The 23,382-nt window shown below is 60.3% G+C and carries 29 protein-coding genes; 8 read left to right on the top strand and 21 right to left on the bottom strand.

Annotation, left to right across the window (positions count from 1 at the left end):
• Positions 1–172 precede the first annotated feature (172 nt).
• The 4 genes from B5527_RS02920 to B5527_RS02905 form a co-directional block, all read right to left on the bottom strand.
• Positions 173–952, bottom strand: coding sequence for a hypothetical protein (locus B5527_RS02920; protein WP_079607014.1), 780 nt, complete (start codon positions 950–952; stop codon positions 173–175).
• Positions 953–1,034: 82 nt separating this feature from the next.
• The gene (locus B5527_RS45670) at positions 1,035–1,280 is read right to left on the bottom strand and encodes a PepSY domain-containing protein (RefSeq protein ID WP_197689267.1); all 246 of its coding nucleotides are present in this window, start codon (positions 1,278–1,280) and stop codon (positions 1,035–1,037) included.
• Between the two features lie 312 nt (positions 1,281–1,592).
• Complete coding sequence (locus tag B5527_RS02910) at positions 1,593–2,024, bottom strand: hypothetical protein (protein ID WP_154071975.1); 432 nt, start codon at positions 2,022–2,024, stop codon at positions 1,593–1,595.
• 62 nt (positions 2,025–2,086) lie between these two features.
• Complete coding sequence (locus tag B5527_RS02905; RefSeq protein ID WP_079607011.1) at positions 2,087–2,836, bottom strand: hypothetical protein; 750 nt, start codon at positions 2,834–2,836, stop codon at positions 2,087–2,089.
• Positions 2,837–3,085: 249 nt separating this feature from the next.
• On the opposite strand from B5527_RS02905, the gene B5527_RS02900 reads away from it, so the two are divergent.
• Together B5527_RS02900 and B5527_RS02895 are read left to right on the top strand one after the other, a co-directional pair.
• Entirely contained in the window at positions 3,086–3,748 is a 663-nt protein-coding gene (locus tag B5527_RS02900) for a response regulator transcription factor (RefSeq protein ID WP_079599950.1), read from the top strand.
• 50 nt (positions 3,749–3,798) lie between these two features.
• Positions 3,799–5,046 carry an ATP-binding protein gene (locus tag B5527_RS02895; protein WP_245332482.1) on the top strand — a complete coding sequence of 416 codons (1,248 nt, stop codon included), beginning with the start codon at positions 3,799–3,801 and terminating at the stop codon, positions 5,044–5,046.
• Positions 5,047–5,242: 196 nt separating this feature from the next.
• On the opposite strand, the gene opgC is transcribed toward B5527_RS02895, so the two are convergent.
• Positions 5,243–5,326 (bottom strand): OpgC domain-containing protein, encoded by an 84-nt coding sequence (gene opgC, locus B5527_RS47500; protein ID WP_425305087.1) that lies wholly within the window; start codon positions 5,324–5,326, stop codon positions 5,243–5,245.
• Between opgC and B5527_RS46045 the strand changes: the two genes are divergently transcribed.
• Both B5527_RS46045 and B5527_RS02890 read left to right on the top strand, forming a co-directional pair.
• Entirely contained in the window at positions 5,286–5,432 is a 147-nt protein-coding gene (locus B5527_RS46045; RefSeq protein WP_245332481.1) for a hypothetical protein, read from the top strand. The genes opgC and B5527_RS46045 overlap by 41 nt on opposite strands.
• A 259-nt stretch (positions 5,433–5,691) precedes the next feature.
• Entirely contained in the window at positions 5,692–6,564 is an 873-nt protein-coding gene (locus tag B5527_RS02890) for an alpha/beta hydrolase (protein WP_079599948.1), read from the top strand.
• A 544-nt stretch (positions 6,565–7,108) separates the two neighbouring features.
• On the opposite strand, the gene B5527_RS02885 is transcribed toward B5527_RS02890, so the two are convergent.
• On the bottom strand, positions 7,109–7,861 hold the full coding sequence (locus tag B5527_RS02885) for a cupin domain-containing protein (RefSeq protein WP_079599947.1): 753 nt from the start codon (positions 7,859–7,861) through the stop codon (positions 7,109–7,111).
• 82 nt (positions 7,862–7,943) lie between these two features.
• Entirely contained in the window at positions 7,944–8,312 is a 369-nt protein-coding gene (locus B5527_RS02880) for a VOC family protein (protein WP_079607010.1), read from the bottom strand.
• A 240-nt stretch (positions 8,313–8,552) separates the two neighbouring features.
• On the opposite strand from B5527_RS02880, the gene B5527_RS02875 reads away from it, so the two are divergent.
• On the top strand, positions 8,553–8,891 hold the full coding sequence (locus tag B5527_RS02875) for a hypothetical protein (protein ID WP_154071974.1): 339 nt from the start codon (positions 8,553–8,555) through the stop codon (positions 8,889–8,891).
• A gap of 163 nt (positions 8,892–9,054) precedes the next feature.
• On the top strand, positions 9,055–9,873 hold the full coding sequence (locus B5527_RS02870) for a pentapeptide repeat-containing protein (RefSeq protein ID WP_079599945.1): 819 nt from the start codon (positions 9,055–9,057) through the stop codon (positions 9,871–9,873).
• 306 nt (positions 9,874–10,179) lie between these two features.
• Here B5527_RS02870 and B5527_RS02865 read toward each other — a convergent pair whose 3' ends face one another.
• Complete coding sequence (locus tag B5527_RS02865; RefSeq protein ID WP_079599944.1) at positions 10,180–10,875, bottom strand: RES family NAD+ phosphorylase; 696 nt, start codon at positions 10,873–10,875, stop codon at positions 10,180–10,182.
• Positions 10,876–11,316: an antitoxin Xre-like helix-turn-helix domain-containing protein gene (locus tag B5527_RS02860; protein ID WP_079607009.1), complete on the bottom strand. Its 441-nt coding sequence runs from the start codon at positions 11,314–11,316 to the stop codon at positions 10,876–10,878.
• A gap of 201 nt (positions 11,317–11,517) precedes the next feature.
• On the opposite strand from B5527_RS02860, the gene B5527_RS43350 reads away from it, so the two are divergent.
• Together B5527_RS43350 and B5527_RS46040 are read left to right on the top strand one after the other, a co-directional pair.
• Positions 11,518–11,877, top strand: a complete 360-nt coding sequence (locus tag B5527_RS43350; protein ID WP_154071973.1) for a hypothetical protein — start codon at positions 11,518–11,520, stop codon at positions 11,875–11,877.
• Positions 11,878–11,923: 46 nt separating this feature from the next.
• Complete coding sequence (locus B5527_RS46040) at positions 11,924–12,208, top strand: integrase core domain-containing protein (RefSeq protein WP_079599943.1); 285 nt, start codon at positions 11,924–11,926, stop codon at positions 12,206–12,208.
• Between the two features lie 107 nt (positions 12,209–12,315).
• Here the strand turns inward: B5527_RS46040 and B5527_RS02850 are convergent, their stop codons facing one another.
• The 12 genes from B5527_RS02850 to B5527_RS02795 form a co-directional block, all read right to left on the bottom strand.
• Complete coding sequence (locus tag B5527_RS02850) at positions 12,316–12,741, bottom strand: VOC family protein (RefSeq protein WP_154071972.1); 426 nt, start codon at positions 12,739–12,741, stop codon at positions 12,316–12,318.
• 274 nt (positions 12,742–13,015) lie between these two features.
• Entirely contained in the window at positions 13,016–14,017 is a 1,002-nt protein-coding gene (locus B5527_RS02845; RefSeq protein WP_172842464.1) for an amidohydrolase family protein, read from the bottom strand.
• A gap of 64 nt (positions 14,018–14,081) precedes the next feature.
• Positions 14,082–14,786, bottom strand: a complete 705-nt coding sequence (locus B5527_RS02840) for an ABC transporter ATP-binding protein (protein WP_079599940.1) — start codon at positions 14,784–14,786, stop codon at positions 14,082–14,084.
• On the bottom strand, positions 14,779–15,534 hold the full coding sequence (locus tag B5527_RS02835; RefSeq protein ID WP_154071971.1) for an ABC transporter ATP-binding protein: 756 nt from the start codon (positions 15,532–15,534) through the stop codon (positions 14,779–14,781). The genes B5527_RS02840 and B5527_RS02835 overlap by 8 nt, the downstream gene beginning before the upstream one ends.
• A gap of 104 nt (positions 15,535–15,638) precedes the next feature.
• Entirely contained in the window at positions 15,639–16,898 is a 1,260-nt protein-coding gene (locus tag B5527_RS02830) for an ABC transporter substrate-binding protein (protein WP_172842463.1), read from the bottom strand.
• A 28-nt stretch (positions 16,899–16,926) separates the two neighbouring features.
• Positions 16,927–17,892 (bottom strand): branched-chain amino acid ABC transporter permease, encoded by a 966-nt coding sequence (locus B5527_RS02825; protein WP_079599937.1) that lies wholly within the window; start codon positions 17,890–17,892, stop codon positions 16,927–16,929.
• Positions 17,889–18,740, bottom strand: a complete 852-nt coding sequence (locus B5527_RS02820) for a branched-chain amino acid ABC transporter permease (protein WP_079599936.1) — start codon at positions 18,738–18,740, stop codon at positions 17,889–17,891. Before B5527_RS02820 ends, B5527_RS02825 begins: the two co-directional genes overlap by 4 nt.
• A 13-nt stretch (positions 18,741–18,753) precedes the next feature.
• The gene (locus B5527_RS02815) at positions 18,754–19,632 is read right to left on the bottom strand and encodes a polysaccharide deacetylase family protein (RefSeq protein ID WP_079607008.1); all 879 of its coding nucleotides are present in this window, start codon (positions 19,630–19,632) and stop codon (positions 18,754–18,756) included.
• 2 nt (positions 19,633–19,634) lie between these two features.
• Positions 19,635–20,342 carry a fumarylacetoacetate hydrolase family protein gene (locus B5527_RS02810; RefSeq protein ID WP_079599935.1) on the bottom strand — a complete coding sequence of 236 codons (708 nt, stop codon included), beginning with the start codon at positions 20,340–20,342 and terminating at the stop codon, positions 19,635–19,637.
• Positions 20,339–21,241 carry a polysaccharide deacetylase family protein gene (locus B5527_RS02805; RefSeq protein WP_245332479.1) on the bottom strand — a complete coding sequence of 301 codons (903 nt, stop codon included), beginning with the start codon at positions 21,239–21,241 and terminating at the stop codon, positions 20,339–20,341. Before B5527_RS02805 ends, B5527_RS02810 begins: the two co-directional genes overlap by 4 nt.
• A 37-nt stretch (positions 21,242–21,278) precedes the next feature.
• Positions 21,279–21,929, bottom strand: a complete 651-nt coding sequence (locus tag B5527_RS02800; RefSeq protein ID WP_172842462.1) for a cysteine hydrolase family protein — start codon at positions 21,927–21,929, stop codon at positions 21,279–21,281.
• Positions 21,930–21,937: 8 nt separating this feature from the next.
• A complete protein-coding gene (locus tag B5527_RS02795; protein ID WP_079599933.1) occupies positions 21,938–23,182 on the bottom strand; it encodes an alpha/beta hydrolase family protein in 1,245 nt (414 codons plus the stop codon).
• Positions 23,183–23,382 lie beyond the last annotated feature (200 nt).

Genomic DNA, 23,382 nt, shown 5'->3' with positions numbered 1-23,382 from the left:
TGATGCCGCCTTTGTCCCCCTCTCTCCAGAGCTGACCCTTTATTGAAAGCGTATCTGCGTGCGCTGCGTGGCCGGCCCCGAATGGGCAGACAAGAAGGATAAGCTTACATGCGCGCCCAATCATGAACGTGCTCCTGTTGGTGACCGACGCCCGTTCCTCGCTCGGCCTCAGTTACCCTGCGCTTGCTTGAGCTTCGCTCGGATGTCTTCCTGGGCGCTGCGGCAATAGCAAAATGCAACCGACGATGAAAACGGCGATTACGGCGGATGCGATTGGTCGGCTCAAAGCGAGGCCTCCGTGGCCTACCGGCTTGTCGAGGAAGTCGCCAACTGTGGCTCCGAGCGGCCGGGTCAGGATAAATGCTGCCCAGAACAAGCCGACCCGCGAGAGATTCGTCCAGTAGTACGCGGCAGCAAGGATTCCCAATCCAGCACCAAACACCAGTGCGCCGCCCTCGTATCCGAGGCCGCCAGTGTCGGCCAGCCAGTCCCCGAGGGCGGTGCCAAGCGTCTGTGAGAACGTGATCGCCGCCCAGTAGAAGGCCTCGACTTTGGGCGTGCTAACCGTGTTCACCGAAATTGTGCCTTGGGACCAGTACCAAAGACCAAGCACAGTCATCAAACAGAGAAACAGAAATGTTGAACCGCCGGTGTAGCCGATGTCCAAGGAGCGATCGGCAAAATCCGCCATGGTCGTGCCAAACGTTGTCGACGCAACTATTGTGGCCCAATATAGGAACGGGTGAAACTTTTTCGCACCGATCTGGTACGCCACCAGCGTTATCAGCGCCGCAAGGAAGATTGCTGTGCCGGCAAGATATCCCCAATTCAGCGTCATGGTAACTGAGTCGCCGCCCGTTTCGCCCAGCGTTGTTGCGGCAATTTTTATGATCCAGAAACTTAGGGTGACCTCTGGCACTTTGCTCAGCGTTGCCTTGGTGGCTTCGTCCATTTCGTCCATCCTTGATTTCTCGTCGCCCAAACAAACGTATCTCAACTCGCCAACAACAATAGCCTGTTAGCGAGCAACCAAATCAGTCCGGGTGCGGACCTTCCTTCTTGTTCTCCAGCACTCTGCCAGTCCTGACATCGACACCGACCTCCTGCGTGGCTCCTCGACGTTTGATGTCGAAGGAATACCTGAGCCCGCTGCCTCCTCTTTCCTTCTCCAGTTCTTCGTCGGTGATCTCACCGGGATGAGCCATGAGGGCTTTGGCTCGCGCTTTTTTGATGCTGACCTTTGCGTCTTTGGCAAGCTCATGGCCGGTGTAGGCCTTCAAGGGGACCGCAGCTGTCAGCAATATCAGTCCTGCGACGGCGGACAATGATAGCTTTAGTACCTGTGGCACCTCGCGTTTTGAGCTGCGCCGGGACTGAGCCTTCCTTTGCGACAACGCGGTTTGTTTCGGAAGGCTCCGATCCAGTTGAGCCTTTGGCGCGAGGCGAGCATGAAAAAATCGTAATCTGCTCTCTCTCTCTCTCTCTCTCTCTCTGATACCCGTCCATGTGTCATCTCCGGTTCGTGTCCAACGACGCCCATTGTTGCTGTCGGCTTGGGATTGCATCATTGCTTGAGACTGAAGCCGCGAACGTTAGGATTTTCCGACCGAGTCCATCAGGGACAACAGTTCGGCGATGCTCTGCTTGCATTTGGCAGAGTCGGGCGCGGCCGCGCGCAAGGCTTCCAGCGCGCGATCGATCGCCTTGTCGACCGCATGCCAGTCGGCCGCTGCACGCGGCTTCAGCGCGGCTTCGGCATCGTCCCACTGAGTTTCGAGATCCTTGATACGATTCTTGGCACCGACCAGATCGCCCTTGTCGACCAGCGCGGAAACATCCGCGACGATGGCGCGGAATGGCGTGAGGTCGCCCAGTTTCGAAGACATCGCAGCTTCGGTGAGCGTTACGAATGAAAGGCGGTCGCTTGCGTGCAAGTTGGACTCGCCTATCGCCATCGTCAACTGTGGCTCGCCTGCTGCCAGCGTAAACAGGCCGACCGTCGCTGCCAGGATCATTCTTTTCATGCACTCTCCTTGAGGTCTACCCGCACACCGTCGCCCGGGTTTCTGGAAGCTGAAATTGGACGTCATTGCGCTGGATCGACGCCTCCGGCGCGGTCGCCTTCGAAGGTCACCCACGCCACAAGCGCGATGATCACGGTCAGGAACGCAAGGCTGGTATGGACCGTGCCGAGCCCCACGCCGCCATAGTTGCGGGACTGTGACAAAAGGTCACCGAGCGAGGCGCCGAGCGGCCGAGTGAGGATATAGGCCAGCCAGAAGGTGAGGACCGGATTGACGGCGAGCGAGTAGAAGATCGCAATCGCCGCGATCATCACGCCGAACACGATGACACCGAGCTGGAAGCCGAGGCCGAGCGCCTCCGTTGCCAGGTCGCCCGCCGCCGTTCCTAGTGCGAAGGTGAAGAGAATGGCCGCCCAGTAAAACAGCTCGCGCCGCTTGGTGACGATGGTGCGGATCGAAAGGGTCCGCTCTATGGCGAACCAGATTCCGAAGGTTGCGGCGAGCGCGCAAGCGAACACGGCCGTGCTGACGTAGAGGCTAATCTCCAGTTTGTCGGTCAACAGATCCGTGATCTCTGTGCCGAAGATGCTGACCAGGACCACCGTCAGCCAGTAGATCCAGGGAACGTAGCGGCGCGCGCGCAGCTGCAGCATCAGCGCCACGGTCAGCAGAGAGGCCATGCACGCCGCGGTCACGTTGGCGCCGAGACCGACATGCACGGCGAGATAGTCGGCGCCGGTTTCGCCGACGGTCGTCGAGAGGATCTTGATGGTCCAGAAGATCAGCGTGACCTCCGGCACCTTGTTCAGCATCGGCGACAAGCGCAGATCCCAGGTCGTGGACACGTGCATCTCCCCAAATCGAATGGCCACCAGACGATGCCGGATCATGGCCATGCCGACTTAGGCACAGCTTAGGACGAATTTCTTTTTTGGAGGGGGAATGACGGCCCGGTGCGCGATGGTGATCGAGTTAGACCACCATCGCGCCCTAAGTCTGCGCTAAGTCGGGAGGGAAACAACCAGGCCGGCCCACCTCCGGCATCTCGAAGGAAAACGAGGATGCGCGTTCTGCTGATCGAGGACGACAGGATGATCGGCGCGGCTGTCGAGCAGGCGCTCAAAGATGCGGCCTATGCGGTCGATTGGGTAACGGATGGCGCGACTGCGATCCATGCAGCCGAAAACGAAGCCTACGAGCTGGCGCTGCTCGATCTCGGCCTGCCGATGACCGATGGCCGGGACGTGCTGCGGCACCTGCGCGCGCTTGGGCGCCGGCTTCCCGTCATCATCGTGACCGCGAGGGATGGCGTCGACGACCGGATCGATGGGCTCGATCTCGGCGCCGACGATTATCTGGTCAAGCCCTTCGAAGTTCGCGAACTGCTGGCACGGATGCGCGCTGTGCTGCGCCGCGAGGGCTCTGGCGCGTCGGCGCTGCTGACCAATGGAAAGCTCCGCCTCGATCCGGCAACCCGGGAAGCCTCGCACCTCGGCCAGACAGCGCAGCTCACGGCGCGCGAGTTCGCCCTGCTGCAGGCGCTCTTGGCGCGGCCGGGCACCATCCTGTCGCGCAGCGAGCTCGAACGGCAGATTTATGGGTGGAATGAGGAGGTCGAAAGCAACGCGATCGAGTTTCTGATCCACACCATCCGCAAGAAACTCGGGGCCACGGCGATTCGCAACGTGCGCGGGGTCGGGTGGATGGTAGACCGTCCGTCATGATAAGGTCGCTGCGCGGACGTCTCTTCATCGGGCTGACCGCCATCATCATATTGACCGGCGCGATCGGCGGCATGTTCGCCTTTAACTGGGCGTTCGACGAGGCCATCGAGATGCAGGACTCCATCCTGACTCAGATCGCGAGCCTCGCTCAAAATAGCGGTTTCAGCGGCGGCCAACCCCTTCCGGGCGTCGAGGAGGACGCCGAGGTATGGATCATGGAATTGGGGAAGGCGCCGCATGACTCAGCCGACGACCGCCAACTCTGGCGCTATAAGGACGGTCTGCATGTTGCAACGCGCGCCGGCCAGCCGATCCGGGTGCTACTGCGGACGCGCGCGGACGGAAGCCGGTTAGCCGTGGCACAACCGACCGCCGTTCGCGACGAGACGGCCCGCGACATGGCGCTGCGCACGCTCGTTCCGATCGCCGCGCTGATTCCCTGCCTGATGCTGGTCACGGCCCTCCTGATTGCGCAGTCGCTGCGCCCAATGGTCCGGCTGGCCAGCGATCTCGACGCTAGGCGCGCCGACGACATGAGCCCATTGCCGCTGAAGGGCACGCCGAGCGAGCTGCATCCATTCATCGCCTCTATCAATGGACTTATTGCGCGAATGCGGCTGATGATGGATCAGCAGCGCCGCTTCATCGCCGATGCCGCGCACGAGCTGCGCACCCCGATTGCCGCGCTCAGCCTGCAGGCCGAAAACCTCGACCCGGTTGACCTCCCTGCGGCGGCGCGGCATCGCCTCGCAGCGCTCAGGCAAGGCATGGACCGCACTAAGCACCTGCTCGAGCAATTGCTGGCGCTGGCAAGGCAAGAGGCCCATCCGTTCGGTCGGGGGGAAATGCCGCAGGTTTCGCTGGATCAAGTGGCAAAGGAGGTTGTGGCCGATCTCTTGCCGCAGGCGCTCAACCGTAACATCGATCTCGGCTTCGAACTGGTCGAACCGCTTGCAGTGCCCGGCGAGCCGGTCATGCTTGCGGCGATGATCCGCAATTTGCTCGACAACGCGCTCCGCTATACGCCTGAAGGCGGAAACGTGGACATCGGGGTTTACCCGCAGGACGGCGCGGCGATTCTGCAAATCGAGGACAGCGGACCTGGCATCGAATCGGGCGATATGGATCGGATTTTTGAACCGTTTTTTCGTGGAGCTCGCGAAGAGGTGGAAGGCACCGGCCTTGGGCTATCGATCGTGAAGCGGGTTGTGGATGGGCTGGGAGGCTCAATTGCGCTTGAGAACATCACAGGCATTGGCCGGTCGGGACTTCGGGTTACAGTAAAATTGCCTCTTTGAGCTGATCCGGGTGTAACGCAAGAGAAGCCCGCAAAAGCCTCAATCTAAACGGGCTTGGATGGCACGGCGTTCTGCCAGTTCGAGCCGGGTAAAGGAAGGATGGGATAGCGCCGCTTAGGCCAGGTCCAGTAATATGCCACTGCTGTCATGAGTAATACACCCAAGGTGTCAACGAAAATCTGAACCCAGAGCGAGTTCAGGCTCGCTTCGATAGCAGCGTGCGCACAAACGAGAGAACGATGCCGGTGCAAAACACCGGCAGCGAGTTCTGGCCGCATATGATCAGCGGCACCAGCGAGCGCCAGTTCAGAATGGGCGAATTCTGCGACTACCGTGTAACGACGATCGCGAGCGCGGCGTGCCGTTCGATTTTGGGGACACGATAGCGCTGTAGAGGCGCCGCAGCTAAGGTCTATGTTCGTGGAAGCCGAGGTTCTTATGATCTAGTGACCGCAAGATTGTGCGCGGCTGAGGTGCATCCCACTGTTTGCCTGCATACCAGAATCCCTGGCGGCCGCGAACAGCACTATGCGGGCGACCGCAGTCTGACACATGCAGATGAGTTGACCCAGCTTACGAGCGGAGTAGCACTCTACGGGTCCATGACATCAGTGCCTTCCATGTATTGGGAGCCGCGTTTTTCGCATGCATTCAGCACAGCTTACATGGACGTGGCGCGGCAACACCATCGACCTCGGCTTTGACACCAGTGGGCAAGGGCCGACGGTCCTTCTGCTGCCCGCATTGAGCTCGATCTCGACCCGGCGCGAAATGTGGCCGCTGCAGCAGCGCCTGAGTTCGCATTACCGCACGATTTCTATCGATTGGCCGGGTTTTGGCGACCAGGCGCGCCCTGCGATTGACTGGACACCCGCCGCTTATGCGGCGTTCCTGGAATACATTTTCGAAGCGGTGGCGCCTTGCCCGCATGCCGTCATTGCAGCGGGGCACGCGGCAACCTATGCACTCGCTCACGTTTGCACTCGGCCCGGCTCGTTCGGGCGGCTTGTTCTGCTGGCTCCCACTTGGCGCGGGCCGTTGCCGACCATGATGAACGGGCGCCGGCCGTTCTTTAAACGACTTTGCAAGTTGGTCGACCTGCCGGTACTCGGATTCCTGCTCTACAAGTTGAACGTTAATCGCGTCGTCGTTCGCTTCATGGCCGCCGGGCACGTCTACGCGGACCCGGCGTGGCTGAGCGATGAACGGCAGCGCGAAAAACTTGCGGTCGCTCGGGCTCGTGGATCTCGATTTGTATCAATCCGGTTTGTGACCGGAGAGCTCGATCCGGTCGAAACACGCGAACAATTTCTGGCTCTGGCGCGACAGGCGGCGATCCAGATGCTGATGATCCATGGGGATCAGACGCCGCCACGATCGCGTGCAGAGATGGAAGCGCTCGCGACGATTGACGGTGTGCGAAGCGTCTGTATTACACGGGGCAAGCTCTCAGTGTATGAGGAGTTTGCAGCTCAAGTCGCACTGGTCATTGCGCCGTTCCTTGCGTGCGACCCATAACGCGGATCGCACACCTGAGAATTCGTACTGTGCCGCCTTTTTGACGCTTTTCGGACCTCGTCGTCTGGACGTATGTTCGCTTCGCGCCAAAGGCCGCTATTCCCGCAAAGGTCGGTTTTGGGCACATCGCGTCCGTTATTGCGATGCCGCGCCCGGAGTCGGGTGCAAACCGGAAGTTACCGTCACACGGCCAAAGTGACGCGATTGGATCCGGAGCGGACATCGGTTGTGCACTGCGGACGATTAATCGAAGGCGGTAGCCCCTATTAAAGCTCTCGTTTAAGCCGGTAAGGTGCTGCCTCCTGACCTTAGGGGCGGATATGCGACGGCGCAAGTTCATGGCGCTTTTAGGTGGCTCGGCGGCAGCACCGGCTGCAATCTGGTCAGGCCGAGGCCGAACATCGGATAAATCCGCGAGAGCGAAGATTCCGAACGATGGTTCCGCCGAACACGGTGACGGTGCGACCGTTCGTTGCCACCATGACTCAAATTGGCCAATTCATCTCAAACGGCGCTCCGGATGCGGTGGGCCGCCCTCCGTTAGCTATTGTTTGTTTGCTGGTGCGCCCGGAAGCACGGCTGCAACACCTTCCGGATTGATGTTGAAGGCCAGGAATATCAACGGCTCGTTGCCTGGGTTTCCCCATTGGTGCACGAGGGCGTATGGTTCATAGATCAAGGAACCTGGTCCCCTTGCTTCTGTCTTATCGTCGATCGTGTTGGCTCCAGTGCCGGAGACAATATAGTACAGAGCCGCTCCTGACCGATGATGCGGCAGGTTGGAGGGCATCTGCGCGGGAAATGTGACTCGTGTGAGGTTGAGATCATAACCGCCTGGCTTCAGGTCGGGAATCGGATTTGCTGTACGATATAATTCTCTCGCGGCGGCAGGCGCCGTTTCGACAGGCCGACCCAAGTCCACAGCGGAGACAAGGAAGAAGTGGAGGAAAGTTGATGGCGCTCTGCTGCCCGCCGTTAGCGCCGCGGTCTTTCCGCCGGCGATAAACAGCCCATCTCCGGCGTTGAGCGTTTTGGTCTCGCCATCGAGCGCGACCTCGGTCGATCCTGACATCTGGTAGAGGATGCCGTTGGCCGCCGAGACGCCGCTCTTCTCGTCCGGCTGAAGAGTGATGCTCACCGCTTTGAAATGCAGCGGCACGTCCGTGACGGTCGGCAGTTTGGTTTCGGCGACCACTGTTCGGGTAATTGCCGGTGCAGCAGGGGTCGTTTGTGCGGTCGCGGGGGCGGGAAGCACCATCGCGCCGAGCAACCATAGTCCGGTTGTCCTGAACTGCATGAATGCCTCCCAGGTTCAGCGGATAATCGGAGCACCATACGCTCTCCCGGCCCCCCTTGGAATGGCAGGCCGCTTCGAGATGCTATTGGACGGAAACCGGGAGCAAAGGCCGAGCGAAACTGAGTTCGTGGCCGTCGGGGTCAACCAGGTGGAAGAAGCGCTCACCCCATTCGGCATCGCGGGGCACCGTAGCCGGCTGGTATCCCGCTGCGAGCGCACGGTTGTAAAGTGCGTCAACATCGGTGACGTAGAAAATTACGCGTCCCCACCAAGACCAGCGCCGCTCGGCAGGCTGGACGATGAGGTTAAGATAGCTCACCCCTGCTCGAAGGCTGGTGAAGGACGACTCTTCGCCGCCATGCAGGACCTCAAACCCCAGCGCGCGGTAGAATCGGACAGTTCGTGGCATTTCGTGGGTGCCTAGTGTGATAGCGCTGATCCCCTCGATCATGGACAGAACTCCTGTTTTATTTCCCTGCGCCGTTTGTGGTCGACACTTCTCCACCGGTCGGTACGAAGCCGAATACGCGACGCACAAGCCCGCCGCCTCATCAATCGACTGGATTAGAAACATCCGCGACAACCACAGGAACGGTTTGAGGTTGACCGTATCAACCACCAAGAAGCCTATTCGAAAAAAAACGCTTGCACCAAATGGAGGAATCTTTCTCGTGTATGTGCCGCGCGGAGATTGGCATCCATCACTGCATTGCCGGTGCGTCCCTTTTGCGGTATGCTGACGGTAGCTCTTGAAGAGAGGACAACCGCCGTCTATCGAACGGTGAGCAAGTCAACCGCCTCGCGGCTTGATTTTGGTGGCTATTGCAGCGGTATTCGAAAGACGCTCATGCCTGAGCAAAAGCTCCACACCCACGAAGAAGTATTTAAAGATCATGTCACCGGCCAGTATGACGAAACCATATTTCGTTTCAGGGTGCCGGGTGGCTGGATTTATACGCACACTATTATACGGTTTGGTTCGGTCGATAGAAACTACGTAGCAGATACTTTCGTTCCTGACTCTAAGTAAGAGATTGGTTTGGAACGAAGCAGTCACCCGCGCCATTTTTATTGAGTTTGGCGTGTCGCCAGCTCACAACGGGTTAACGTAACAGCGCAGCCAACGCGAAATCTGCGGGAGACGGTGCCGATTTTTCGTGCTACAATTAAAGCTGCGCAGGCCGAGAAACGCGATGCTGTTTCGTTTCGCATTTTCCCTTGTGTCGATGGCGGCGCTGCTGGTTCATCCCTATGACGCCGTGTCGCAGGATCTGCTGCGCTATGTCGACCTCAACAGTCCGGAAATGTCGACATCGGAGATGACGCGCACCGAGGTCGACGCGCTTCTCAAGGCGGCGCCTCAAGGCCCCGGGGACCAACGCTCTGCAGATTTGGAAGGAAAGCGGCTGTCGCACCTCGATCTCTCGGGCCTCGACTTCTCCGGCAGCAATCTTCGCCTGGCAAGATTCAATCGGACAGATCTGAGAGGCGCGCGCTTCGATCGGGCCATCCTGAACCAAGCCTGGCTGATCGACGCGGATTTGACGGAGGCGTCCCTCGTCAAGACATCGCTGCTCAGCACGCAGATGCAACGCGCCAAGCTTGGCGGTGCCGATTTGAGCGGCGCGCGAATAACCGGAGATCTTTCCGGTGCCAGCCTGATCGGGGCCAAGCTTGCCGGCGCCGATCTCAGCGCGGACATGCGCAACCAATCGATGGGCCTGATGCGTGGCGTGCTAAAGTCCGCCGATCTCAGGAATGCGGATCTGAGCGGCGCCAATCTCTCGCGCGCCAATCTCGAATTCGCGAAGCTGCAGAATGCCAATCTGGCGAACTGCAACCTCAACCACGCCGACCTTGCGGGAGCCGACCTCTCCAACGCCAATCTCGCCGGCGCCGATTTCACCGAGACCGACCTCGAGTCGACCCTCTTACCGAGCGCGGCCGCGCTGGCAGAGGCCCGCAATCTGGACAAGGCCTGGAACTTGAACCTGGCGCGGCGCCCACCATGACGGTCGTGCTGCGCCTCTTTTGGCGATGCGCTGGACCGCGCAGTGGGCCTCAATCTGGATAAACGATGATGCCTCGGCAGTTACAAACCGTGTTTCTGCGCGGAGACGATTGTCGATGGCGTCTCCGTATGTGCCCAAGAAGTCGCGGATGGGCTGATGGGATAGATTCTTGATCGCCTCGGCGAGGTCCTCCTGACGACCGATTTCTTCCCAGTATTCCTCCTCGTACCAATTATCTGGGTCTCGGCTCATGGGAGGCTCGTTGGTGTGGGCCTGTGAGAGTAGCACGCTCCCTTTTCATATCTGCTACTGACCTTGCTGCGTCACCGTCGGTGTTGATATACCTTGCCATTCGAGCCGCCAGATCCTCCCTTGCCGCAAGTTTTGGACGAGATCGGGACGAAATGCCGCGAGGCAGGTTCCCCCAGAGTGCCGGATTGAAGGGTAGATAATGCCGTTACTGGCAGCTTCTTGGCGAAGCTGCTTTGCGAGGGCCTGGCCCGCTGGGTACGCGATTGCCGGATCGGCGTGGAGAGCCCGATGAGCGCTAAAATCGGAAGAGCGCAGATCATGGAACGCACCAAAGAAATCGGCGATCAACTCAGCATAGTCAGTGACGTTCTCGAAACGTCCGATTGCTTCGAGTTCACGGGTGAGATGGTATGAGACCTCGCCGACCGCAGTCTCCGATTCGAGCGCGCAGTACCACGCCCCGCGACTATCATCGTTGAACCGGTTGCCGCCCGGCCGTGTATGTGTAAAGGCCGCGTTGATGAAGGTGTAGCCGGCGCGACCGAACACAAGCTCTCGCGGGTCCAGGTTCGGCAGGCCGGTCTCCTGCGCTTGCAGCCGGCCGTTGGTGACGCTCTCCAGCGCAGCAAGATCTTCAAGTGCACCGTGGTTGGCGGCAAGCGGCAGCAGCACAGGATCTTTCAGGCGGCCGGTCGAAATCAATCGCATCGTGTCGCGCTGAGTCACATCGAACGTCGCCGGCAACGCCATTCAAAGACCGCCGCGCAGGGCATCGATATGCTGGCGAACCTCAAGCATCTTGGGAATGCCACCTTGGATCATCGCATCGAGCGGACGCCGACCACCATATAGCGGTCCCTTGTTAGGCAAACGCACCCATTCGTCCGACAGCGGCTCGGAAAACAGCAGTCGCAGGCCCTTGAAAATCCCGATGAGTGCACTGACACGGGTGAGCGTGTCGTGCGACAGCGCGCCAGACCACTCGCCCTTCTTCATCCGAAACCAGGTGCGTTCAGAGACATCGCCGAGCAGCGCGCAGACCTCGGCACTGGTCAACCGCCAGATTTCGGCGAGCCGAACCACCCCGTCGACGGCAGCCGGCGTCAACCGCTCACGGATATCAGCGTCCGAGAGGTTCGGAATTACCGCCGCCTGCCCTGAGTCCACGGCCGGTCGCAATGCGTAACTCACGGTCAAGCTCCCATATTGGCAGTCTATATACTGCCATTTGGCAGGTTTTGCAAGCCCTTACTGTTAAGCAAACGATCCTATTGCGAACTTGCGAACAAACAAGAAACAGAGATCTTGGACACTCCCTTCGGGGGCCTGATTCGACCACAAGCGGCCACGCCGTACCTTCAATCCGGCAACACCCGATGGCGAGGAAAATCCATGCCTCCGACCAAAGCGAAACGACAGCCCGATACTCTCGCGCAACGCTTCGAGCTTGAGGAAACGTTTCTGTCATCCCCTAACACGGCCGCATTGAAATCCGCCGTCATTCGCGCCATCGATCGTCGCACTGGGGACCCGGTCGTTCTCAAATACTGGGAGAAAACAGGCACCACTGTCGATGCGGATTTCAAAGAACTCTGGCGCATGAAATGCGCCAGAGCGAGAGAGTGCGCGCGTTTCCCCGCGCGGATGAAGTTGTGGCCGAAGTACTCGCTTCAGGAGAAAGCGACGATGCATTTTACATCACAATGCCGAAGCCTGCGGGTGGGAACAGGCTCCCCGCTATCTCATTCGTGACCGGGACGGGGCCTATGGTGGGGTCTTTATCCGTAGACTTCGATCGATGGGCATTCGCGACCGACCAACATCGCCGCGTTCCCCTTGGCAAAATGGATATGCCGAAAGGCTGATCGGTTCGATCCGACGGGAATGCGTTGACCACGTTGTTGTGTTCAGCGAGCGCCACCTCCGTCACCTGCTGCTGTCGTACATGAAATATTACAATGGGGCCCGCACGCATCTATCCCTGGCGAAAGATGCACCGATCTCGCGTGCCGTCGATCGCGCCGGGCACATTCTTTGTCGCCCAATCTTGGGCGGACTGCATCGCCAATATGTCCGGACTTAATTTACGACAGGCACAGCCGGCCGCCTACTCATCACTCTGGTTTCACGTCTCGTTGACGGAGCCGCGAGCGTTCTTGCCGCCGAACTCTTCTCCCGCTTCCGGCGGGGCTACGCTGCCGATCCGAGGATCTCTGCCGTGATCCCGCGATCGCGCTGGAGGAATTCCACGGTGTTGCCGTCGGGATCCTCGACGAAAATGGTGCCAATTCCGAAATCAAGCGGTTCATCGGCCGAGGTGATGTCGCGCCGACGCGCTTGATCGACGGTGAGTTGATACGGGCGCAGGCCGTGCGTCAGAAGCAAGCCGGCGATCTCTTCGAGCCGGGCGACCTCCAGGGTGAAGTGCCTCGCCGGGTTCACTTGTTCAAGGTCGGGGCGGGACGGCATCAGGTGAACCGAAAAATGGTCCCCTGCGAAAAGCCAGTTTGGCTTTTGTTCGCAGGGCGTGAGGCCTAAAATTCCGACATAGAACGCTTCTGCGCGGTCCATATTTTGGACAGGCACGCCGATGTGGTGCAGTCCTTTAATAAGCAATTTGTTGCTCCCTCGGCGACATCAACCAAGACGAAATTCCCTAATAGGGGATGGTTTGGAAAAATGGAAGCCAGTTCTGCTAACAGTCTCTTAAAACAAGAGACAGGTCGCAGCCATGATTTGCTATCCTATCGTAATTCAGCTCTAGACTAGCCGCGCGGGCACGATACATGATCCGAAAACCTTCCGTTGGCCGTGCCGTGCCGATTTCGTTTGACCAGCGTTGTCAGCCGGAGAAGTGAGCGAGCCAATCGCGCGGCCCGACATCAAGGCGCTATGCGCCGACTTTCGATATCTTGAACAGACGGCTGGCGTTGCCGAAGGTGATCTTCTCTCGATCGGCTTCCGATAACCGCGCCCTGTTCACCAAGCCCACCGGATCGTCATCGCCCATGTCGAAAGGAAAATCGGAGCCCAACATCAGCCGCTCAGTGCCAACCATCGCTACCAGCGCCTCGGTCAGGTCAGTGCGAAACACGCAAGTATCGAACCATAACCGCTTCAGATAACTGGATGGAGCCTCTGCGGCGAGGCGTTTCACCTCGGGACGAACCTTCCACGCGTGATCCATGCGACCGGCATAGAATGGATAGAAGCCGCCGCCATGGGCTATTACCAGGTCGAGTTCGGGATGTCGATCGAGCACGCCACCGAGAATGAAATGCGAGATCGCGATGGCTTCCTCGATCGGCTGCCCAACGCTGTTGACCATGAAGAACTCTCCCAGCCGCTGGCCATGCGAAAACCCGAGCGGATGCACGAACAACGGCACGCGCAGCTTCGCCAGCCGGGCATAGAGCGGATCGAAGGCGGCATTCGACAATTCGAGATTCTCGACGCGGGTGTCGATCTGGAAGCCGCGCAGGCCGAGCGTCTCGACCGCATGCACGGCTTCCTCGATAGCTCGGGCGGGAAACCGCATCGGCAATGTACCCATGCCGGCAAAATGCCCGGGGTCTTCGGCAACCAATGCGGCGACATCCTCGTTTTGAACCCGCGACAGGGCCACCTGCAATTCTTCAGCGGCCCAATAATGCTGCTGCGCCGGCGCCGGTGCGATGACCTGAAAATCGACGCCCATCCGCTGCATCACCTCGCGGCGCGCCGCGACGTCGAGCATCAGCCTCGGCAACAGCTTGCCTTGCTCGGCGTCGGTGGCCCGGCTTTCCGGCGACATGTCGCGGCGATAGGGATTGTCCATCGGATCGTATTGGCCGGCGATCAGCGGCTCGACGCGTTTGCTGATGGTATGGGTGTGCATATCGATGATAGGCATGCGGCTCACTTTACTCAATTCAGTTCGGCGACCGGAGCCAACCGGTCTTCGCTGGCAACTTTGCTCACTGCACACCGAGGCGTTGGAACAGCAGGTCGGCATGTTGGCTCAGTTCTTTCGCATCACCCTGATGTACGACCTGCCCGGTCTCGATAATGTATACCCGGTCGGCGACGGCCAATGCGCTGTAGAGATTCTGCTCGACCAGCAGGATCGACAGCCCCTCGCGCTTCAGATCAAGAATGATGCCTTCGAGATGCTGCACCATCACCGGCGCCAGGCCTTCGGATGGCTCATCCATCAGGATCAATTGCGGATCCATCATCAGCGCGCGGCCGACCGCGAGCATGCCGCGCTCGCCACCGGACAATTGTCCGCCGCGGTGATGTCGCCGCTCCGCAAGACGCGGAAAAATCCCAAACACGCGCTCGACCGTCCAGCCGTCCTTGGCGCGCGTTCCCTTCAGCATGGTGAGATGTTCCGTCACCGTCAGCGACGAAAACAGCCGCCTGCCCTGCGGCACGATCGCGATCTTGCGGTCCGCGATGTCGTGCGGGCGCAGGCCGACCAGACTTTCGCCGCGCCAGGTGATCGAGCCTGAGCGGATCTGCGGCGGCGTCAGCCCCATGATCGAGCGGATAAAGGTGGTCTTGCCCATGCCGTTGCGGCCGAGCAGCGCGACGATCTCGCCGGCGCCGACATCGAGCGAGACACCGCGGACCACAACCGCCTCGCCATAGCCGCTGTGCAGATCGCGAACCTCAAGCATGACGCGGCTTCCCGAGATACACTTCCTGGACCTTCTTGTTGCGACGGATGCCCTCGGGAGCCTCCTCCACCAGAATGCGTCCTTCAAACATGCAAGTCACGAAGTCGACGAGACCAAGCGCGAGATCCATGTCATGCTCGATCAGCACCACGGTGATGTCTCGATCCAGCGACCGGATGATCTCCGCAACCATTGAGCGCTCCGATGGCGACAGGCCGGCGGCCGGCTCGTCGAGCAGCAGCATCGTCGGCGTCGTTACAAGCGAAAGCGCGATCTCGAGCTGGCGTTGTTCGCCATAGGACAATTGCTTGACCGTGACATCGGCACGTTCCACGATGCGGGCCGCGCCGAGCGCAGCGGCGATGCGCAGCGCTTCGACGGAATCCGTATCGGGCCTCCCGAACAACGAAAATTTGCGCGGCGACAGTCCGCGCAAGGCCAGCACCATGTTGTCCTGCACGCTCAGCGTCGGAAACAGATTGGTGATCTGGAAGGTGCGGGAGATGCCGAGCTGCGCGCGGCGATGCGGCGGCAGCTTCGTGATGTCGTGACCATCGAACATGATCCGGCCGCTGGTCGGCGTCACCATCCCGGCGATGGCGTTGAACAGCGTGGTCTTACCGGCGCCGTTGGGGCCGATGATGGCGCGACGTTGGCCGCGCGGCACGGACAGGCTGACGCCGTCGACCGCGCGCAGCGCGTCGAAGGCAACCATAGCGTCTGTCAGCGTTAGGATCGGCTCGGGCACGAGTTTATTTTCCGGTAGAGGATCGTCGGGCGAAGTGGACACCAATGCGATCAATTAAAGTCGAGACGCGACCATTGGGGCCGCGTCTCGGTGTCAGCGACGGATCAGGCCTTCTTGATGCCTTGGAAGGTGCGCGAATAGGGCGGCTGCTTCAGGTAGGTCTCCGGATCGTACTTCCAGAACTGCGAGACGTTCGGATAGGAGGTGACCGGCACGTTCCAGAATTTGCCGTCGGCGCGCTTCGCGACCTTGCGGATATAAACGTCGTAAATCGGGTTGCCGTAGGCATCGAGCTTGACGGCCTTGCCGAGCGGTGAGCCATCAAGTTCGGTCTTCAACACGGTATCGATGAAGGCGTCGCGGCCCTCCACCTTGCCACCCATCTTCTTTAGCGCAGCGTCGATCCACATCACGCCGGAATACATCGAGAAACCGTAGAGCGACGGGATCTTGCCGTACTTCGCCTCATATTCCTTGGCGAACTCCTGCGTCACCGGATTGTCCGAACCCTCCGCGAAATGCGCCGGCGAGATGATGCCCTCGCATTCCTCGCCAAGCGTCCGGATCACCGACTGGTCGGTGCCGTTCATCGCGGCGAGCAGAGGCGTCTGCGCCTTCAGGCCGAAGCTGGAATATTGCTGGATAAAGCGGGTAGCATCCGCGCCGGTCTCCATCGCAAAGACCGCATCGATCTTAAGGTCGGCGAGCTGGCCGAGATAGGGGCTGAAGTCCGCCGTGTTGAGCGGATGCCAGAACTGCTGCACGATCTCGCCACCGCCTTCGGTGAACACCTGGGCGAGCCCGCCGCACTGCTCGTGGCCGAAGGTGTAGTCCTGGCTGATGGTTGCGATCTTCTTGTAACCCTGCTTCAGCGCCCAATCGCCGAGCGGATGGGTGAATTCACTGGCGCTGTACCCGGCGACGCGGATCACGTTCTTGATACGTTGGCGCTGGGTCAGGTCGTCTGCAGCAATGATCGGAATGAAGTATGGCGTACCGGTGCCCTTGACGTAGTTGGCAACCGCCAATCCGGTGTTGGCGAGCAGATTACCGATCAGCATGTGGCAATTGCCCTGCTCGACAAGGCGGCGTGCTTTCTGCAAAGCGGTGTCGGGGTTGGAGGCGTCGTCCTCGATCACCAATTCGACCTTGCGGCCACCCATCTCGCCCTTGACCCGATCGAGATAGAACTGCACGCCCTCAACCATCTCCTTGCCGCCCGAGGCGACAACGCCGGTGAGCGGCGCGAGCAGACCGATCTTGATCGGGCCTGCCTGCGCCTGGGCACTGCGCCATGGTCCGACGCCCGCGCCTGCGACGGTTAACGCGGCCGTTGTGTTTTTCAGAAATTGCCTGCGGTCCATTTCGATATCCTTTCGTAAAAGCATTCGATTAACGCACCTTGCGTGTCAGAGTGGCGCGCAGCTTGCCGATGATGCCCTCAGGGGCGAAGATCATGATGAGGATGAAGGTGATGCCGAGCACCATCTGCCAGCGCTCGGTATAGGCGCTGACCACGTTCTCCAGCGCGATGATCGCGGCGGCGCCAACGAACGCGCCAAACAGCGTGCCGACACCGCCGGCGATCATCATCAACACGCCCTCGACTGACTGCGCCAGCGCCACGGTAGACGGGCTGACGAAGTTGTTGAACATCGCGTACAGTGCGCCTGCGACGCCGGCAAAGAATCCGGACACCGTGAAGCCGATGAATAAATGTAGCGGCACGTTGTAGCCGAGGCTGCGCATGCGGCTTTCGCTGTCGCGGATGCCGCGCAGCGTCAGACCGAACGGCGAGCGCACGAACCGCCACATCGCAAATGCTACCACCGCGGCGCTGGCAAGCACGGCCCAATAAAACGTGCTGTTGGTCAGCAGCACCGCCGGACGAACGTCGCCGCGCATACCGTTTTCGCCACCGGTCACCTGGGTCCAGCGCAAGCAGATACCCCAGACGATCATGCCGAGCGCCAATGTCAGCAGCAGGAAGTAGACACCGGAGGTGCGCACCGCGAGCAATCCGAAGATCGCCGCAACCACTGTGGCGGCCAACACGCCGGCCGCGAAGGCGACCGCCGGCGGCAGTCCGGCATGGGTCGTGGCGTAGACGACGACATAGGTGGAGACGCCGAAGATCGCGCCATGGCCAAGCGAGGTGCGCCCGGCAAAGCCGGCGAGGATATCGATCGACATCGCCAGAATTCCGAAGATCAGCACTTCGGTGGCGAGGCCGACCTGATAATTCGACAGCAGCAACGGCAAGGCCGCGGCAGCGACAACAATGATGGCGGCGATCAGCGCCGCGCGTCCGGTCATTCCGGCAACACCCAAAACCCTCGGTGCGACCGGCGTCGTCATGCGGCCCGTCCGAACAGACCGAGCGGACGGAATGCCAGCAGCACCGCCATGGGACCGAAAATCACGAAATAGGCCAGTTCCGGAAACATCACCTGGCCGAGCGTGTTGAGCAGGCCGACCAGCAGGCTGCCGACACCAACACCGACCAGGCTGCCGCGCCCGCCGATGATCACCACCGCGAGGCTGAATACCAGGATCTCGGCATCGGCCGACGGATACAGCGAGAGGAAGGCGCCGCCCATCAAGCCGCCGAGGCCGGCCAAAGCCGAACCGAGCAAAAAGGTGACAAGGAACACGCGGCGGATATTGACCCCTGACGCTTCCACCATCTCGGCGTCATCGACGCCGGCGCGGATCAAGGCGCCGAGGCGCGTATGATTCAGCAGGAGCCAAAGCGCTGCGAACAGCACGATGCCGGTGACCAACACAAACAAACGATAGGTCGGATAAAATACGCCGAACACACGCAGGCCGCCGCGCAGCGTCTGCGGGATCGGCACCGTAAAACTGTCGCCGCCCCAGATCACCAGGGCCAGATCGTTAAGCACGAACGCAAAGCCGAGCGTCAGCAGCACCTGACGCAGCTCGTTGCCACGCACAAAACGCAGCAAACCCTGGTCGAGCACGAAGCCGATCGCTGCTATGGCAACCATGGCGCCAATACCGCCGAGCGCGAAGCTGCCGGTCTTTACTGCGACGGTGAAGCCGACGTAACCGCCGAACAGATACAGCGCGCCATGGGCCAGATTGACGATGCGCAGCAACCCGAATATCAACGTAAAGCCGCTCGCCACCACAAACAGCAGTGCGGCGAAGGTCAATCCGTTAAGGAGTTGAAAGATACTCATCCCTGATCCGTGACTACGGCGGTTTCGGTCCCACGGAGAGATACCAGTCGAGGATCTGTTCTCCGGTCATGAACGCGACGTCCGGCTTCTTCCGGATGGTTTCGAAGATACGGCGGAAATATTTCAGGCGATGCGGCGCACCCATGATGTAGGGATGCAAAACCAGCGCCATGATCCGGGCGGAATCCGCTGCATCGTCGTAGATCTGTTCGAACTGGTCGATGGCGCGGTCGTAATACTCCGAGGCCTTGTGATGCTGGATCAGCATCATCGCGACGTCATTGCATTCCTGGGTATAGGGCACATTGACGATAGGCTTGGTGGTGGTCTTGAGCCAGACTGGTTGGTCGTCCAGCACCCAGTCGGCGACATAATCGTAACCCTCCTCCTTGAGCAGGTCCGGCGTCTCCCAGGTCTCGGTGAGGCCAGGGCCAAGCCAGCCCCGCGGTCGCTTACCGGTCGCCTTGGCGATCACGTCGGCGGTCTTGCGTATGTCCTCGCGCTCGTTCTCAACTTTCTGCATGTTGCGCTGGGTGAAGCCGTGGCCCATGAACTCCCAATTGCGCGCCATCGCCGCCTCGACGATCGGCGGATAGGCCGCGAGCGCCGAGCCGTTGATGGCGAGTACGCCAGGGATATTGAATTCGTCGAACACCTTGAGGATGCGCCAGAAGCCAACGCGGTTGCCGTATTCGTGCCAGGCCCAGTTCGGAATGTCGGGGGTTGGCGAACCGCCGGCCGGCGGCGTCAGCACGGTGCGCGGCATCGTCTGCTTGGCGTCCCACTCCTCGACATTGACGATCACCCACACTGCCATCCGCGCGCCATTCGGCAGTTTCAGCGGCGGACGGGTCGCAATCGGCGAATAGGCAATGCGTTCGGTGGGCAACATGGTCATGCCTCAAGTGGAGTGATGGTGATGGTAAGCGACGGCAGCCCCTCGATATGGGCGGCAATCAGATCGCCCGGCATAACGGGACCCACTCCCGCCGGGGTGCCAGAATAAATCAGATCGCCTGTGCCGAGCGTGACTTGCTTCGACAATTGCGCGATCACCTCGGGCACGCTCCAGATCATCTGCCCGATATCGCCGCGCTGGCGCTCGATGCCATTCACCGAGAGCGTGATGTTGCTGCCCTTGAAATGCCGTGCATCGCGCACCGGCGCGATGGTGCCGCAGGGCGCGGAGGCGTCGAAGCTCTTGCCGACTTCCCACGGCAGACGCAGATCGCGCGCGTCACGCTGACGATCGCGCCGCGTCAGGTCGATGCCGACGGCATAACCCCAGATATGATCGCGCGCGTCGGCAACAGCAATATCGCGCCCGCCGCAGCCGATCGCGATCACCAGTTCCACCTCGAACTGAAAATCGGAGGTGAACGGCGGATAGGGCACCTGCGCGCCATTGGGCACTACGGCGTCGCGCGGCTTTTGAAAGAAGAACGGCGGATCGCGTTCGTCGGCTTCCTTCATCTCGCGGATGTGGTCGACATAGTTACGGCCGACGCAATAGACCCGGCGAACCGGAAAGAAACCGCCGCCCACAACCGGCACTTCGGTGGCCGGGATCGCCGGCAGGACGCGCTGGACTGCGGCGCTCACGCCTTCGATCCCGGCTGCACGGCGGTCTGCCCGTTGTACCAGTCGAGGATCTGCTCGCCATTCCAATGCACGACGCCCTCGAACTTGTTCACGTAGTCGTAGATCGCCTCAAGATACTTGATCCTGAACGGCTGTCCGCTGATGTAAGGGTGGATCGCGAGCGACAGGATCTTCGGCCGATCCCTGCTCTCCTCATACAACCGGTCGAAGCTGTCGATAGCGCGCTTGAGCATATGATCGCTCTCGTGGTGCTGCACCATCATCATCGGAATGTCGTTCAACTCCGCCGTATAGGGCAGCGTTACCAGCGGCCCTTTGGCGGTACGGATCACAGTCGGTTCGTCGTCATAGACCCAGTCGCCGATATATTTGACGCCGGCTCCAGCGAGGTATTCGGGGGTCTCCAGCGTCTGGGTCAGGCCGGGTCCGAGCCAGCCCACCGGCCGCTTGCCGGTGAATTTTTCGATCACGCCCATCGAGCGATCGATCATCGCCTTCTGGTCCGGCTCCTTGTGGATCGGCCCCTGCTCATAGGCGTGGCCCATGAATTCCCAGTTGGCATCCTTGGCCTGTTGCGCCACGCGCGGATAATCCTCGCAGACCCGCGCGTTGATCGAGAGGGTCGGCGCGATCCCGAGTTTCTTGTAGAGATCGAAGAAACGCCACACCCCAACGCGCATGCCGTATTCGTGCCAGCTCCAGTTCGGCACATCCGGCAGCAGCGAAATACCTGTAGGAGCCGGCAGTACCTGCCGTGCCATCGGCTTACCGATGTCCCAGACTTCGAGATTGACAATGGTCCATATCACGATGCGGGCGCCGCCCGGCAGCTTCAGCGCCGGACGGTCGACGATGGCGGAATAGTCGCAGCGGTCGCGCGGGATCATGGGGTCGGTCATAGGAAGTTACTCTTCGGTCGGTTGGGAATCTGAGCGGTCATGCAGCACTGTTCCGGCGCGGGGCAAGCCCGTCGAGCGCCATCACCGCGTCGGTGCCCATCACGAAGCCAAAGGCTGTCTTGATGCAGGCGAGGCCCGCGGCATGAAGTTCGGGTCCGTCCATACTGTCGACGCAGTCCTCGACCACGATCACCGCGTAATCTCGGACATTGGCCGCGGTCGTTGTCGCCAGCACGCAGGAATTGGTATTCACGCCGGTGATCAGAAGGGTGTTGATGCCGTGCGAGCGCAGCAGGAAATCGAGATCGGTGCCGAGGAAACAGTCGTACCGTTTCTTGGTGTTGACGACGAAATCGCGGGGATCCAGCAACTGCGGCATCACCGCGCAGCCGGGTCCACCGATGATGTTGTGACGCATCACGTTCTTGCGGGTGGCGGTCGGGTCCTCGGCGCGGGTGCGCCAGAACGGATTGGCGCGAATTTCGTCGGCGTCGCGATAGGATGTCACCTGATGGACGATCGGAATATCGACGCTGCGGCACCAGTCGAACAGCCGCTGGTTGGCGGCGATGATCCGGGTCGCGACCTCGGGCGTGGTCGGCATGGTCGCCACCGCCATATCGAGATGACCACGATGCAGGTCGATCGCGACCACAGCGACCCTGGGATGATCGACACCGAGATTCATTTCGCGCCTCATATCAAGGGATTGATGGATGTTCTCAACAAAGCACGCTGATCGATTCCAAAGCGATCGGCGAGCCAATCGGCCAGCACTTCCTGGCCGATGGTTGGATTGTCGTGCTGGCAGTGCTCGGCGCCGGTTTCCTCGGGGTCGAGCACCCGCATCGTCGCGTCAACGCCATGCGCCCTGGCATAATCGTAGGTGCTGCGCGCCGCGGTCACCGTCAGCACGTCGTGGCCGCCGTGCAGCACCAGATAGGGACAAGCCATGTGTTCGAGATGCCCCTTCAGCGTGAACGGCTTCATCAGCGCATGTGCCTCGGCCATCGTTTTCGCGCCGAACACCCAGCGGATGTGCATGGCAAGACCGAAGTCGTCGCCCTTGGTGCCCCACATGTCGTGCACCGACCAAATCGCGCCATGCGAAATAGCTGCCGCCAATCGCGGCTCGTAACACGCCGCGCGCGCCGCGTAGTAGCCTCCGAGGCTCGATCCGCACACGGCGATGCGTAACTCATCAACGTCGGGACGCTGTTCGAGCCAGTCGATGCATTTGCCGATTGGTACTTCGCTATCCGCGCGGGTAACGATCTTGTGGCGACGCAGCGTGCCGCCCTGTCCAGGCCCATCAATCATCAGCACCGAGATGCCGCGCTGCAGGCAGCCATGAGCCTGCATAAACCACATCTCGTCCTTGATGGAATCGAGCCCGCCCATGCAGATCAGCACCGGCAATTTGTCGCCGGGAAACGGCGCGCGAATGAAATAGCCGCAGATCGGCTTGCCCGGCTCATAGGGAATCTCAACGATCTCGCCGGGCGGATTGAGGTAACCGATGAATTTGTGCGAGCAGCCTTCCATCTTCTCGAAAGTGGGAAGCCGGCGCGGATCGTCAGGTTCAAGATGGAATTCAGCCTGCCGGTAATAATCTGCCGCGCGCAGGAAGCAGTTCATCGCGGTGCGGATGTGACCGGACTTTTCTTCGGCGAGCCCGCGATCCCAATTGCGGTCGGCAATCCGCATCCACTCGGCGTGCCAGCTTTCCAGATCACCCGGAATCATCCGCGATCCCGCCTGCATTACCTCGCTGACGCTGCCGCCCCCTTCCTGGGTTTCGCCAAGGCCGCGACGGAACTGATAAGCCAGCCACGGATGTTCCGGCCAGTGATGCCAGCCGAACGGCTCGTAATGCGGACCGCGGTCAGCGGTGATCTGCTCGATTGCGCTCTCGCTGATGCTCGGATTCGCCGTCGCCATCGGACCTACGTCATTTTCACCATCGTTGGAGGCTCCATGTTTCGTTGAAGGCAGCACCGAGTCAATCAAAATTACATACACTTTGGCTGTTGCATATCATTTCCGCGCCACGCCCAGTGTCGAGGCAGGGTAATTGTGTAGCTAAGTATGGATTTTTCAGAGAGCTTATGGTCGAATGCTGCGGCTGCATTTCCAAGTGT

This window comes from Bradyrhizobium erythrophlei, assembly GCF_900129425.1.
GTDB lineage: Bacteria > Pseudomonadota > Alphaproteobacteria > Rhizobiales > Xanthobacteraceae > Bradyrhizobium > Bradyrhizobium erythrophlei_C.
The sequence above is the reverse complement of the archived record's forward strand: the minus strand, read 5'-3'. Positions and strand labels throughout refer to the sequence as shown.

Bases quoted from the DNA above. Each gene is read 5' to 3' on its own strand.
- B5527_RS02920 (WP_079607014.1), bottom strand. From the start codon at position 952: ATGGACGAAGCCACCAAGGCAACGCTGAGCAAAGTGCCAGAGGTCACC.
- B5527_RS02910 (WP_154071975.1), bottom strand. From the start codon at position 2,024: ATGAAAAGAATGATCCTGGCAGCGACGGTCGGCCTGTTTACGCTGGCA.
- B5527_RS02905 (WP_079607011.1), bottom strand. From the start codon at position 2,836: ATGCTGAACAAGGTGCCGGAGGTCACGCTGATCTTCTGGACCATCAAG.
- B5527_RS02900 (WP_079599950.1), top strand. From the start codon at position 3,086: ATGCGCGTTCTGCTGATCGAGGACGACAGGATGATCGGCGCGGCTGTC.
- B5527_RS46045 (WP_245332481.1), top strand. From the start codon at position 5,286: ATGCCGGTGCAAAACACCGGCAGCGAGTTCTGGCCGCATATGATCAGC.
- B5527_RS02890 (WP_079599948.1), top strand. From the start codon at position 5,692: ATGCATTCAGCACAGCTTACATGGACGTGGCGCGGCAACACCATCGAC.
- B5527_RS02885 (WP_079599947.1), bottom strand. From the start codon at position 7,861: ATGCAGTTCAGGACAACCGGACTATGGTTGCTCGGCGCGATGGTGCTT.
- B5527_RS02880 (WP_079607010.1), bottom strand. From the start codon at position 8,312: ATGATCGAGGGGATCAGCGCTATCACACTAGGCACCCACGAAATGCCA.
- B5527_RS02870 (WP_079599945.1), top strand. From the start codon at position 9,055: ATGCTGTTTCGTTTCGCATTTTCCCTTGTGTCGATGGCGGCGCTGCTG.
- B5527_RS02865 (WP_079599944.1), bottom strand. From the start codon at position 10,875: ATGGCGTTGCCGGCGACGTTCGATGTGACTCAGCGCGACACGATGCGA.
- B5527_RS43350 (WP_154071973.1), top strand. From the start codon at position 11,518: ATGCCTCCGACCAAAGCGAAACGACAGCCCGATACTCTCGCGCAACGC.
- B5527_RS46040 (WP_079599943.1), top strand. From the start codon at position 11,924: ATGGGCATTCGCGACCGACCAACATCGCCGCGTTCCCCTTGGCAAAAT.
- B5527_RS02845 (WP_172842464.1), bottom strand. From the start codon at position 14,017: ATGCCTATCATCGATATGCACACCCATACCATCAGCAAACGCGTCGAG.
- B5527_RS02840 (WP_079599940.1), bottom strand. From the start codon at position 14,786: ATGCTTGAGGTTCGCGATCTGCACAGCGGCTATGGCGAGGCGGTTGTG.
- B5527_RS02830 (WP_172842463.1), bottom strand. From the start codon at position 16,898: ATGGACCGCAGGCAATTTCTGAAAAACACAACGGCCGCGTTAACCGTC.
- B5527_RS02825 (WP_079599937.1), bottom strand. From the start codon at position 17,892: ATGACGACGCCGGTCGCACCGAGGGTTTTGGGTGTTGCCGGAATGACC.
- B5527_RS02820 (WP_079599936.1), bottom strand. From the start codon at position 18,740: ATGAGTATCTTTCAACTCCTTAACGGATTGACCTTCGCCGCACTGCTG.
- B5527_RS02815 (WP_079607008.1), bottom strand. From the start codon at position 19,632: ATGTTGCCCACCGAACGCATTGCCTATTCGCCGATTGCGACCCGTCCG.
- B5527_RS02805 (WP_245332479.1), bottom strand. From the start codon at position 21,241: ATGACCGACCCCATGATCCCGCGCGACCGCTGCGACTATTCCGCCATC.
- B5527_RS02800 (WP_172842462.1), bottom strand. From the start codon at position 21,929: ATGAATCTCGGTGTCGATCATCCCAGGGTCGCTGTGGTCGCGATCGAC.
- B5527_RS02795 (WP_079599933.1), bottom strand. From the start codon at position 23,182: ATGGCGACGGCGAATCCGAGCATCAGCGAGAGCGCAATCGAGCAGATC.